General features: G+C 40.2%; 11 protein-coding genes. 9 read left to right on the top strand and 2 right to left on the bottom strand.

Features of this window, described 5'->3' with window-relative positions:
- Positions 1-7 precede the first annotated feature (7 nt).
- From JEP40_RS03195 to JEP40_RS03180, 4 genes are all read left to right on the top strand, one after another.
- Positions 8-946, top strand: a complete 939-nt coding sequence (locus JEP40_RS03195; RefSeq protein ID WP_198622431.1) for an FAD-binding protein — start codon at positions 8-10, stop codon at positions 944-946.
- Between the two features lie 57 nt (positions 947-1,003).
- Positions 1,004-2,296, top strand: coding sequence for an FAD-dependent oxidoreductase FixC (gene fixC, locus JEP40_RS03190; RefSeq protein ID WP_198622430.1), 1,293 nt, complete (start codon positions 1,004-1,006; stop codon positions 2,294-2,296).
- Complete coding sequence (gene fixX / locus JEP40_RS03185; protein ID WP_023582978.1) at positions 2,293-2,580, top strand: ferredoxin-like protein FixX; 288 nt, start codon at positions 2,293-2,295, stop codon at positions 2,578-2,580. Before fixC ends, fixX begins: the two co-directional genes overlap by 4 nt.
- Positions 2,581-2,665: 85 nt before the next feature.
- On the top strand, positions 2,666-3,988 hold the full coding sequence (locus tag JEP40_RS03180; RefSeq protein WP_198622429.1) for an MFS transporter: 1,323 nt from the start codon (positions 2,666-2,668) through the stop codon (positions 3,986-3,988).
- A gap of 43 nt (positions 3,989-4,031) precedes the next feature.
- Here JEP40_RS03180 and JEP40_RS03175 read toward each other — a convergent pair whose 3' ends face one another.
- Together JEP40_RS03175 and JEP40_RS03170 are read right to left on the bottom strand one after the other, a co-directional pair.
- Entirely contained in the window at positions 4,032-4,772 is a 741-nt protein-coding gene (locus tag JEP40_RS03175) for a hypothetical protein (protein ID WP_198622428.1), read from the bottom strand.
- Between the two features lie 3 nt (positions 4,773-4,775).
- Positions 4,776-5,933, bottom strand: a complete 1,158-nt coding sequence (locus tag JEP40_RS03170; protein WP_198622427.1) for an AAA family ATPase — start codon at positions 5,931-5,933, stop codon at positions 4,776-4,778.
- 499 nt (positions 5,934-6,432) lie between these two features.
- On the opposite strand from JEP40_RS03170, the gene JEP40_RS03165 reads away from it, so the two are divergent.
- The 5 genes from JEP40_RS03165 to JEP40_RS03145 all read left to right on the top strand — a co-directional run bounded on the left by JEP40_RS03165 (position 6,433) and on the right by JEP40_RS03145 (position 12,607).
- Complete coding sequence (locus tag JEP40_RS03165) at positions 6,433-8,070, top strand: AMP-binding protein (protein WP_198622426.1); 1,638 nt, start codon at positions 6,433-6,435, stop codon at positions 8,068-8,070.
- A 66-nt stretch (positions 8,071-8,136) separates the two neighbouring features.
- On the top strand, positions 8,137-9,372 hold the full coding sequence (locus JEP40_RS03160; protein ID WP_109400052.1) for a CaiB/BaiF CoA transferase family protein: 1,236 nt from the start codon (positions 8,137-8,139) through the stop codon (positions 9,370-9,372).
- A gap of 36 nt (positions 9,373-9,408) precedes the next feature.
- A complete protein-coding gene (locus JEP40_RS03155) occupies positions 9,409-10,236 on the top strand; it encodes an acyl-CoA dehydratase activase (protein ID WP_109408356.1) in 828 nt (275 codons plus the stop codon).
- Complete coding sequence (locus tag JEP40_RS03150) at positions 10,233-11,474, top strand: 2-hydroxyacyl-CoA dehydratase subunit D (RefSeq protein WP_109408355.1); 1,242 nt, start codon at positions 10,233-10,235, stop codon at positions 11,472-11,474. Before JEP40_RS03155 ends, JEP40_RS03150 begins: the two co-directional genes overlap by 4 nt.
- Positions 11,474-12,607 carry a 2-hydroxyacyl-CoA dehydratase subunit D gene (locus JEP40_RS03145; protein WP_198622425.1) on the top strand — a complete coding sequence of 378 codons (1,134 nt, stop codon included), beginning with the start codon at positions 11,474-11,476 and terminating at the stop codon, positions 12,605-12,607. Before JEP40_RS03150 ends, JEP40_RS03145 begins: the two co-directional genes overlap by 1 nt.
- Positions 12,608-12,683 lie beyond the last annotated feature (76 nt).

The following is a 12,683-nucleotide window of genomic DNA, read 5'->3' as shown; positions in this document are numbered from 1 at the left end:
GGGAGTTATGAGCCAGTTTTCAACTATTTGGGTATTTAGTGATGCACTTTCCCGTTTACCAGAATTAATGGGTGGCGCTTCTTCATTAGGTCAAACTATTAATGTATTTACACTGAATGATGAACAAAGCGCTACAGCCTTTAAATTAGGTGCAACAGCTGTTTTCCAATTAGAAGGCAAACCAGACGATCGCATTATTGAAGATTATGCACAAAGTATGGTGGAAACCATCAAACAAAAAGGTGATGCAGGTTTAGTGCTATTACCTAATACACGTCGTGGCAAATTATTCGCAGCACGCTTAGGTCATCGTTTAGAGGCAGTTGTTTCTAATGACGCACAATCTTTAAAAGCAGACGGTGATGCATTAGTAACAAAACACATGGTTTACGGTGGTCTTGCCTTTGGTGATGAAACCCTGAAAACCCCTTATTGCGTAGTGACTGCAAGCGTGGGGGCTTTTGATGTTGCACCAGAAACAGGTGCTACAGGTAATGCACAAAAAGTGGCATGGATTGCGCCAGCTCAAACTATTGTTTGTAATTCAGTTCAACCACGCGCAATTAATGCTGTTGATTTAGATAAAGCGCGCTTTGTTGTCAGTGTCGGTCGAGGCATTGGTAGCAAAGAAAATATCGCTATTGCAGAAGAGTTAGCGAAAGCCATTGGGGCTGAAATCGCCTGTTCTCGTCCTGTTGCTGAAAACGAAAAATGGATGGAACACGAGCGCTATGTCGGTATTTCTAACCTGATGCTGAAACCGGAACTCTATTTAGCTGCCGGTATTTCAGGACAAATTCAACATATGGTCGGGGCTAATGGAGCACAAACCATAGTGGCTATTAATAAAGACAAAAATGCACCTATCTTCCAATTCGCTGACTACGGCATTGTCGGTGATTTAATGAAGATCTTACCTGCATTAACTCGTCAATTATCTAACTGATTTATTTAAGCAGAGAAGGAAACTTCTCTGCTGTTTATCGCAAATTCTGGAGATGTTATGTCCGATTCCGAAGATATTTTCGATGCCATTATTGTTGGCGCAGGATTAGCAGGATCTGTAGCTGCACTTGTTTTGGCAAGGGAAGGCGCACAAGTATTGCTAATAGAAAGAGGTAACTACGCTGGCGGGAAAAATGTAACTGGTGGTCGTATGTATGCACATACCCTTGAACGCATCATTCCTGATTTTGCACAAAATGCACCAGTTGAACGCGTTATTACTCATGAAAAATTGTCATTTATGACTGAAACCGGCGCAATGACAATTGATTACCAAAATGCCGAAGGGAATAACCCAAAAACTGCCTCTTGGTCTGTATTACGTGGTGAGTTTGATCAATGGCTAATGGAACAAGCCGAAAATGCGGGGGCGCAATGTATTACCGGTATTCGAGTTGATAAGCTCGTCGAGCGTGATGGCAAGATTGTCGGTGTGGAAGCTGATGGTGATGTGTTAGAAGCCAAAGCTGTTATTTTAGCAGATGGCGTGAATTCTATTTTGGCTGAACAGTTAGGGATGACAAAACGTGTTGCTGCTGAAAATGTAGCGGTGGGCGTAAAAGAGATCATCGAATTGCCTGAAAGAGTCATTAAAGATCGCTTTAACCTAAAAGATAACGAAGGTGCAGCTTGGTTATTTGCAGGATCACCTACCGACGGATTAATGGGAGGCGGTTTTTTATATACCAATAAAACGACACTTTCTTTAGGTCTTGTTTGTGGGCTGCACCATATTAAAGATGCGAAAAAATCAGTACCACAAATGCTGGAAGATTTTAAACAGCATCCCGTTGTTGCGCCACTCATTGAAGGCGGAAAAATGGTGGAATACGGTGCGCATGTTGTCCCAGAAGCGGGTTTAAGAATGCAAAACGAATTAGTGCGCGATGGTGTATTAATTGCCGGTGATGCAGCAGGGATGTGTATGAATCTTGGCTTTACTATCCGTGGTATGGATTTAGCCATGGCATCTGGTGAAGCGGCTGCAAAAACTGTGCTTTCTGCTATGGAAAAAAACGATTTTAGTAAACAATCACTTAATGAATATCTCAAACATTTAGAAGATGGCCCGTTACGCGATATGAAAGCATATCAGCGTATGCCTGATCTACTTGATAATCCTCGTATGTTCACTGCTTATCCTGAAATGGTCGTTGGTATCGCGAAAGATCTCTTTACCGTTACGGGGAAAGCTCCCGTACCCATGCGTAAAACCATGATGCGCCATACCAAAAAAGTGGGCTGGATGAATCTTATCAAAGATGGGATCAAAGGAGTAAAAGCAATATGAGTTCTCCCGTAAATGTCGATGTCAAACTAGGCATCAATAAATTTAATGTCGATGAAGAAAATCCACATATTGTCGTTAAAGAGCAACCTGATATGCAGGTATTGGAAACTTTAGTCAAAGCTTGTCCTGCGGGCCTTTATAAAAAACAAGAAGATGGCACCATCAGTTTTGATTATGCAGGGTGCTTAGAGTGTGGAACGTGTCGAATTCTTGGTTTAGATAGTGCGCTTGAAAAATGGGAATACCCACGCGGAACTTTTGGTGTGGAATATCGTTACGGATGATGTATCGCTACTTTTCTCCCAGCGCTGTCTCCGGCCTGGGAGCTTTTCTTTTTTGTTTTATTTAGAAAAATACCAGGACGCAGTCATGCAACCCAGAAACTTTGATGATATTCGTTTTACCTCTGTACATCGTCGAGTGATGTTATGGGGGAGTGGAGGTCCATTTCTTGACGGCTATGTGTTAGTGATTATCGGTGTGGCGTTAGAGCAACTCACGCCGTTATTACAGCTTGATACACAATGGATAGGTCTGCTTGGTGCCGCAACATTAGCAGGGCTTTTTATTGGTACGTCACTCTTTGGTTATATTTGTGACAAAGTCGGTCGTCGCAAAATGTTCCTTGTTGATATTGTGGCTATTGGGCTTATTTCGATTGCAACGATGTTTGTATCAACACCAGTGGGTTTATTGGTGATGCGATTCCTTATTGGGATTGTGATTGGTGCTGATTATCCTATTGCGACTTCGATGATCACGGAGTTTTCCAATAAAAAACAACGTGCTTTTGCTGTCGGTTTTATTGCTGCAATGTGGTATATCGGGGCAACTTGCGCCAACTTAGTTGGTTATCTTTTATATGATATTGAAGATGGCTGGCGTTGGATGTTGGGTAGTGCCTTTATCCCTTGCGTCATTATTTTAATTGGTCGTTTTGATTTGCCTGAATCCCCGCTGTGGTTAATACGCAAAGGGCGAATTAAAGAGTGTAATGAAATGATGATAAAACTCTTTGGTGAACCTGTTGTTTTTGAAGCTGAAAATGCCAAAACAACCCGTTTTATCGAGTTATTTAATAAACGTCATTTTTCTTTCGTACTTTTTGTTGCGGTTATTTGGACTTGCCAAGTTATTCCTATGTTTGCCATTTATACCTTTGGACCTCAGATTGTGGGTTTATTAGGATGGGATGCGGGAAGGAGTGCTGCACTGGGCAATGTGGTGATTAGCCTATTCTTCATGTTTGGGTGTATTCCCGCCATGTTTTGGTTAAATCAAACAGGGCGACGCCCGTTATTGATTGGTAGTTTTGCCATGATGACATTGGCACTATTAGTGTTAGGCGTTTTCCCTGATTTACCTATCTTATTTGTTATCTTAGCGTTTGCGACTTACGCTTTCTTTTCTGGTGGCCCTGGTATCTTACAATGGCTTTATCCTAATGAATTATTCCCAACAGATATTCGTGCATCGGCGGTAGGTGTCATTATGTCGATAAGCCGTATTGGTACGGTTATTTCAACTTGTGCGCTCCCTGCTTTTATCGCTACTTATGGGATTAATACGACGATGCTAGTAGGTGCCGCGATTTCTTTATTCGGCATGATAGTCTCTGTGTTGTTTGCACCAGAAACCAAAGGATTAACACTGAATCAAACCTCAACGATGCCAATGCGACGGAGTAAATAACACCTTTAATTGAATAGAGATTGAAAAACAGTCTCTATTTAAATCATCGAGAACAGCCACATATTTTAGTTATTGCCTGAGATAAACTCACTTTAAACTGATTAAAACTCGGCATATCTAATTGTTCAATATCACATTCTCTTGCTAAATCTAACTGAATGGGGGTTGTACAATCTGGTACGTTAAGAAGGGATGCTAAAACACGCTTAGGGGAATTTTGAGGTAATGCACTATCATTACCTGATAGTTCAGTTTCTAATTGTGCGCAGTGACTATGAGGATTTTCTTTTTTAGCACAAATAAACCAAGCTTCAGAGGTGGGTTTTGGGATCATGGCAACTATCGGTGGATAATCTGCGCCATCATCAAGACTATTAGCGCCTAACGTTATGGCATCAATAAACTTAGAGGTGGGTTCTTTATCTGCATCATGAAAATAGATCCCCAATTGATACTCATTATCATAAGCATATTTTGTCATTACGGCAGCTCTATGAGCGTGTTCAATAAAACCTTTAGATAATTTTTTGCTGGGTTTGAAAATTTGTTTATCTTTCGCTAATTCTGCTAATTTATTTCCACCAATATAAGTTATCCAGCTTTCAGGGTGATCAAAGCTTAAATTATCACTATTCCAGTCCGGCAAATAGTGTTGTAACACTTTGACTGCAATAATTGCCATTGCCCCAATATTATACTCATTTCCTGTACAAATATTTTGCTGGTTATTAGGAACACCCATATCTGTTGGGCCTTCACCTGTGACTAATAAGCTCGTTAGCATGTGTTATTTTCCTAATAAAGAGTCAGCTTCTTTCGCCATATCAATTAAATAGAGATCTAACATAGCGTCACCGGGCGCAAGAGTATTTAGTTTTTTATTAGCCGATGCTAAATCAAAGAATTTGACTGCGCCCACTTCACCATTTTTTCTTCTATAAATCAGTACAACAGCTTTTTTTGCAACATCATCTTCTAGGTAATTTAAAACCATTGGGCTGTGTGTTGTGACGATAATTTGTTTAGGTGAGGCAACAAGCGCATCAACGATTTTTTCAGTAATTTCTGGGTTAATACCATTTTCGATTTCATCAAAAAGCAGCGTTTCTAAATCACTAAATTGTTGCGCTAAAATGGCAAGTAACCTCAACATTCCATCATTAATATGGCGAGCTTCGGTGATTAAGCTAATCTCTTTTTCGTTAACAATAAATTTCTCACTGATTTTTAATTGTATCCAACCAGAGCGTTGTACCGCTGTTTTAATTTCGGTAACTTGCGGATAATACTCTTGTAACTGTTTAAGAAGGATACTTTTTTGTTGGGTATTGAGCTGATGTAAAAATGCAGAAAGTTGCTTTCCTTCCATGCCGATATCTTGTCGCTCTGTTTTTCGCACTTTTTGACGCAACGATTGAGGTGATAATAAATCAAGAGAGCGTAAAGCACATAAGCGTTCTTTTATTTTTTTTATTTCATCACCTAAAACTTCATCTTTTAATTGGGAAAGAATAGAGCCTTCATATTCAAATGAAACACTTTCTTGTTTTTGACCAATATGATAGCGACCATCTTTTAAAATAAATAATATTTCTTCTTCTATTTCATTATTATTTAATCGTGTAATACGTTCATTTGTACAACATAACATTTGTCGATTAAATGAAGCCTGCCATCTATACTTAATATTATTTACAACAACATCAATTTGTATTTGAATATTTTTTCGTGTAACTAAACCTGAATTAAGTTCTTTAGGTACCCAACGTCGTTCTTCTAACCATTTTTTTACTTTTCCAAGCATTAAGGCGCTTGAAAAATCCATGGCTTGTAAAACGGTACTTTTACCAGCTCCATTTAAGCCAATCAGACAGGTAAAAGGTGATAAATGAAGTTCAAAATCGAGTAATGATTTGAAGTTATCAATATAAATTCGTGTAATCATTTTTAATCCTTAAGTCTATTTTCATTATTTATATTGAAAGGTTAATCATATCTTTTGCTGATGATGTTCAATGTTTAAGTCCTCTTTATTTTGCCCAATTAAGGCTCATTATTTTAAGGATAATGGAGGCGATTTTTCTTTTTTAAGTCAAAAGGAGTATACAAATTCTTCACATAAAAGCACAATAATATCATTATCAACACTGTTTTATTTTTAAAGATATGAATACTAATCTAATAGAGATAATTAAGCATCTAGTCTTTTAAAACAAACAATTAACTTACATCCATATTTCAAATTAACTTCATTTACACAAATTTCTTCTCAATTAATAAACCTGATTAACTCACCAAATCTAGACCTCAATCACAGATCTCTCTCATACTATTCAAATGACGAAAAACAGTTCGTTATTTACCAAGAATGAATAATTCCCCCTACCCAGAATAAGGTCATTACAGACGCAAACACCAGCAAAAAAGCGGTTGAGTAGGTATTTATGACCTTATTAGAAATGACAGTTAAAGAATGTCTAAACAATATTGTAAAGCGATATGCTTCACAAACAGCCTTGATTGAAAACCAAAGTAAAAAAACACTGACTTGGCAACAATTACAACAAGAAGTAGAAAGTGTTGCGCGTGGTTTTTTAGCGATAGGGTTAAAAAAAGGCGATCGTTTAGGTATTTGGTCTGCTAATAGTAAAGAGTGGATAATTTGTTTTCTTGCGGCTGCTCAAATTGGTGTTCCGGTTGTTTGTATTAACTTTCATTTTAAAAAAAGAGAGTTATTAGATTTATGTCGATTAACAGGTATTAAAGCATTATGTTTTTCTGATGGGTTTAAAAGTAATGACTTTATTGAAGTAATTAATTGTCTTGCTAAAAAAATAACTGAAAATAAAGAGGTATTACCTCAGCTATTTATTAGCATGGGAAATAAATCGGCAGAAAAAAGTGTCTCACTATCTCAATTAAAAGCAATTAGCCAAAAAATATCAGATAAAGACTATCAGCATGCTGTTGCATTAGTGAGTGTGAAAGACTTGCTGACAATTCAAATGACATCAGGTAGCACAGCAATGCCTAAAGGTGTCATGTTAAGTCAATATAATGTGATTAATAATGCCATGCTGTCAGCACAGCGATTAGGTGTAACGCATAACGATGTCATTTGCCTTGCTGTTCCTCTATTCCACTGTTTTGGGCTCTCTTCTTGTCTCTTTTTTGCGTTAACAACAGGATGCCAATTAGTTCTTCTTGATAATTATTGTGCAGAAGATGTTTTGAAAGTGGTTCAAGATTATCGTTGTACTGTTATGCATGGTGTGCCAACGATTTTTAGTCGCTTAATGAAACACGAGCAGTTTTCTCACTACGATTTATCTAGCCTCGATAAAGGCATTATTGCTGGGGCGAGTTTCCCTCCTACGTTAATTGATGACATTGAAAATACTCTAGGGATGAAAGGGATCACTGTCTCTTATGGTCAAACAGAAGCCTCCCCTTGTTGTACTCAAACATTACCAAACGATGCTTTACCAATAAAACGCAGTTCTATCGGTAAACCATTACCTTTTGTTGAAATGAAAATCATTAGTCCGAAAACGGGTAAACCTGTTCCTGTGGGTGTTTGGGGTGAAATTTGTACCCGTGGTTTTCATGTGATGATGGGTTATGACAATGCCCCGGATAAAACCAAAGAAGCACTAGATGAAGACGGCTGGTTACATACAGGGGATATTGGCTATGTCGATGAACAAGGAAATTATCACTACGCCTATCGCATGAAAGAGATTGTGGTCCGTGGTGGTGAAAATATCAGCCTTTGTGAAATAGAAGAGGCCATTGCGGAATATCCCGGTGTTGACGCGACGAAAGCATTCGGTATTCCTTCTGTAGATTTAGGTGAGGAAGTGATTGCCACTATTTGTGTGCAAAAAGGCTACGCCCTAAATGAAAGCGAATTACGTGCATTTCTACAAGAGCGACTGGCTCGCTACAAAATCCCCAAAGAACTCCATTTCTTTACGCAGTTTCCTCATACCCCTTGCGGAAAAATTGATGTGCAAGCCCTGAAATTGCAATTGGGTTATGGCGTTTCAATCAAGGATGAAGAAACCAAAGTAGCGGGTTAAGTGACAACGGATTTATCCACATTCTGACAACAGCAGTATGAAGTCTAAAAATAATTAGGAGAAAAAATGACAAGTCGTAAAGCACTGGAAGGTGTCACTGTAGTTGAGTTGGCGACCTTTATCGCAGTACCCGCAGCGGGTCGTATTTTAGCTGATATGGGGGCGAATGTAATTAAAATCGAATCTCCAAGTGGCGATAACTTACGCTATACCGCACCAACAGAAGGTCGTCCATTAGATCAACATGAAAACACCAGTTTTGATTTAGAAAACGCCAATAAACGTGGCATCGTGTTGAATACGAAAACAGAAGCAGGTAAAAAAATTCTGTTTGAACTGTTAGAAAAAGCCGACATTTTCTTAACTAATTGGCGCCCTGGTGCAAGAGAACGTGCAGGGTTAGATTATGAAACGTTAAAACAACGCTTTCCAAAGTTAGTTTACGCCAGCGTGACGGGTTATGGTGATGAAGGTCCAGATAAAGATCTACCCGGATTTGACTACACTGCCTTCTTTGCGCGTGGCGGTATTTTAGGCTCGTTGTACCAAAAAGGCACAGTACCGATGAACGTGATCCCGGGTCTTGGCGATCACCAGTGTGCATTAGGCTTGGTTTCAGGTGTGTTAGCCGCTTATATTCGCGCTAAAAATATCGGCCAAGGTGAGTATGTTTCAACTAACTTACTGCATACCTCAATTTATACCCAAGCAATCATGATCCAAGCGGCGCAATACCCAGATTATGGTCAGCCGTATCCAATCGATCGTCGCAATACTACCAGCCCATTTATTCTGGCTTATAAAACCAAAGATGACCGTTTTATCCAAGTCTGTATGCCAGTTTATGACGCTTACTACCCAACCTTTATTTCTTGTATTGGTCGTCCAGATTTAGCTGAAGACGCTCGTTATACACGCCTACAAGAAGTGGCGAAAAATAATCGCTCTCCGGAATTATATGACCTGATTTGGCAACAAGTTGAGCAGAAAACAGCATCAGAATGGGCCGATATTTTCACCAAAAATGATATCCCATTCAGTATTGCGCAAACATGGGAAGAAGTGTTGGAAGACAAACAGGCTTGGGCAATCAACACCTTCTACAACATGAAATACAAAAATGGCAGTGAAAAAGCCTTAGTTCGTCCACCTATTGATTTCTTAGAGAGTGGTTTACCTGAATATCGTCGTGGTCCTTTGTTAGGTGAAGACACACCGTCTGTATTAGCTGAATTAGGGTATAGCGCAGAAGAAATTGCCAGCCTTGAAGCCAATAAAGACGTGATGACATGGAAAGAATAATCCACTTATTTTTTTAATTTTCAGGAGAGCAAAGGCATGCAACAAGACATTTTCACAATGGGCGTTGATATCGGATCGTCTGCATCAAAATGCATCATCATGAAAAATGGTGACGCAATTGTCGCCAAATCACTGGCATCAGTGGGTGCAGGAACCTCAGGGCCTGAAAAAGCGATCGCTGAAGTATTAAGCCAGTTTGGTGGCGATCTCAGTCAGATCAGTTGGATCTGTGCAACAGGTTATGGCCGCAATTCTCTGAAAGAAGCCAATAAAGAAGTGAGCGAACTGAGCTGTCATGCTAAAGGCGCGCACTTTCTTTTTCCGGGCGTAAAAACCGTGATTGATATCGGCGGTCAAGACGTTAAAGCACTTCATATGGATGGTGCTGGCCGTTTATTAAACTTTGTGATGAATGACAAGTGCGCCGCCGGTACAGGACGCTTTTTAGATGTCATGTCGAGAGTATTAGAAACCAAGATTTCTGATCTCGCTCAAGAGGGCGCTAAGTCCACTAAAAAAGTCACGATTAGCTCAACCTGTACTGTGTTCTCTGAATCAGAAGTAATTTCTCATCTCGCGAATAACGAAACAATACCCGACGTTATTAATGGTATTCATCGCTCTGTGGCTAGTCGTATTGCGGGTCTTGCAAAACGAGTAGGTGTTGAAGCACCTGTCGTGATGACAGGCGGTGTCGCCAGTAATTTTGAAGTTGTTCGTTATGTTAGCGAAGAGTTGAACGCCTCTATCGCCACCTCACCTTTATCACAATATAACGGGGCGATAGGTGCCGCCATTTATGCCTTTGAAGCGTACCGCCATCAACTGGAAGACGATGCGTTAACAATAGGAACATCAAAATGAGCAATGTAGATATGAATGCGCCGGATTATATTCCTGCGAAAAAACGACTGCAAAAAATCGCTGCTGATGCTTATCAGCGTGCGTGGGATGCTAAAAATAGCGGTGAAAAAATAGGCTGGTGTGCCTCTAACTTCCCACAAGAGATTGCTGAAACATTAGGTTTATGTGTGGTTTATCCTGAAAACCAAGCCGCTGCAATTGCGGCAAAAGGTGCGGGTTTAAAAATGTGTGAGCACGCAGAAAGCATGGGATATTCCAATGATATCTGTGCTTATGCTCGTATCAGCCTCTCTTACATGGATATTAAACAGTGTGAAGAGATGGATATGCCTCAGCCTGACTTCTTGCTGTGCTGTAACAATATCTGTAACTGCATGATCAAGTGGTATGAAAATATCGCATATGAATTGAATATCCCGATGATCCTTATCGATATTCCTTATAAAAATGATTATGACACCGATGATGTGACTGTGAAATATGTTCAAGCGCAATTTGATGATGCGATTAAACAACTTGAAAAAGTCACTGGCAAAGTCTTCTCCGAAGAGAAATTTAAAGAAGTCTGTGAAATCTCACAACGCACAGGGCGTGCATGGCTAAAAGCAGCAGAATATTGCCAATATGAACCGTCTCCAATGAATGGTTTTGATCTGTTTAACCATATGGCGGTTGCTGTTTGCGCACGCGGTAAATTGGAAGCAGCACTGGCTTTTGAGCAACTGTGTGAAGAGATGGAGCAAAATATCAAAGAGAAAAAATCGACTTACCGCGGTGAAGAAAAATACCGTGTTCTCTTTGAAGGTATTGCCTGTTGGCCTTATTTGCGTGCCACATCTACCCCGTTAAAAGAGCAAGGCATCAACGTTACCGCTACTGTTTACGCCACTGCATTTGGTGTCATTTATCAAAACAGTGACGAGATGATGCGTGCTTACTCTTATGTCCCTAACTGTGTCTCTGTTGAGCGTGCAGCCGATATGCGTATTAACGTTAGCCGTCAGAATAAAGTTGATGGTGCCATTATTCACGTTAATCGCAGTTGTAAGCTCTGGAGTGGCATTATGCCCGAAATTGAGCGCCGTATTCGCCATGAACTTAAGATCCCTACAGTGACTTTTGATGGCGACCAAGCTGATCCTCGTGTTTTCTCTGAAGCGCAGTATGTCACCCGTGTTGAAGCATTAACGGAAATTATGGCTGCGAATAAAGCCGATATGAAAAAGGGAGACATCTAATGAAAACATTAACGGATAGATTTGATGAGCTGCAAGCGGTGGTAGATAACCCCGTTGCGCAATTAGAAGGTTTTATTCGTAGTGGTAAAAAGGTGATTGGTTGTTTCCCTGAATATACTCCGAATGAAATTGTCTATGCGGCAGGTATGGTGCCTTTTGGTATTTGGGGTGCCGAAGGACGTGAGATCTCAGAAGCAAAGAAATATTTTCCTCCTTTCTATTGTGCGCTAGTGCTTTCTTCTCTTGAGATGGGATTGGATGGTGCGCTGAATAAACTGTCAGCAGCTTTAATTCCTTCTTTGTGCGACACCTTAAAATGCTTAGGGCAAAACTGGAAAGCGGGTGTGCCACAAGTGCCTTTTATCCAACTGGTACATCCACAAAATCGTAAAACCCCTGCGGGTATTGCTTTCTTAACTGAACAATACAAAAAAATTGCACTGCAATTAGGGGAAATTTCAGGTCAACCTGTTACAGATGATGCACTAAAAAATGCGATTCATCTGTTTAATCTGCGTCGCGCCGCGTTACGCGAGTTTTCAGAGATGGCAGCACTTCATCCAAACTTAATCACACCACAACGCCGTAATACTGTGATCAAAAGTGGTTATTTTATGGATGTGGTTGAACATACAAAAGCCGTTGAAGCCATTGTTGCGCAATGCAAGACCTTATCTCCCGAACCGTGGAAAGGGCACAAAGTTGTCGTGACAGGCATTATTGCAGATAGCCCTTCTATTTTACAAATCTTAGCGGATAACAAGATGGCCATTGTGGCTGATGAAGTCGCACATGAGTCTCGTCAGTTTCGCCAAGATATTCCAGAAAATAACGCACCTTATGAAGCAATGGCAGAGCAAATCGCCCTGCTTGAAGGGTGTTCACTTTTATATGATCCGGAGAAAAAACGCGGTCGTTTAATCGCCGATATGGTGAAAAACACTGGCGCTGATGGCGTTATCTATTTGCTAACAAAATTCTGTGATCCTGAAGAATTCGATGCCCCGATTGTGAAGAAATTTCTCGATAGAGAAGGCATTCCTTCCATCATTATCGAAATCGATCAGCAAACCAAAACGTATGAACAAGCTAGAACTGCATTGCAAACTTTTGCTGATGTGCTTTCTGCTTAACAACATTAATCAATAGTCACAAAAGGCCTGTGTGGATAGCACAGGTCAATTGAACCCTAACACATATAAGTGGGGC

The organism is Proteus vulgaris (assembly GCF_016239305.1).
In the GTDB taxonomy this organism is placed as follows: domain Bacteria; phylum Pseudomonadota; class Gammaproteobacteria; order Enterobacterales; family Enterobacteriaceae; genus Proteus; species Proteus vulgaris_C.
The sequence above is the reverse complement of the archived record's forward strand: the minus strand, read 5'-3'. Positions and strand labels throughout refer to the sequence as shown.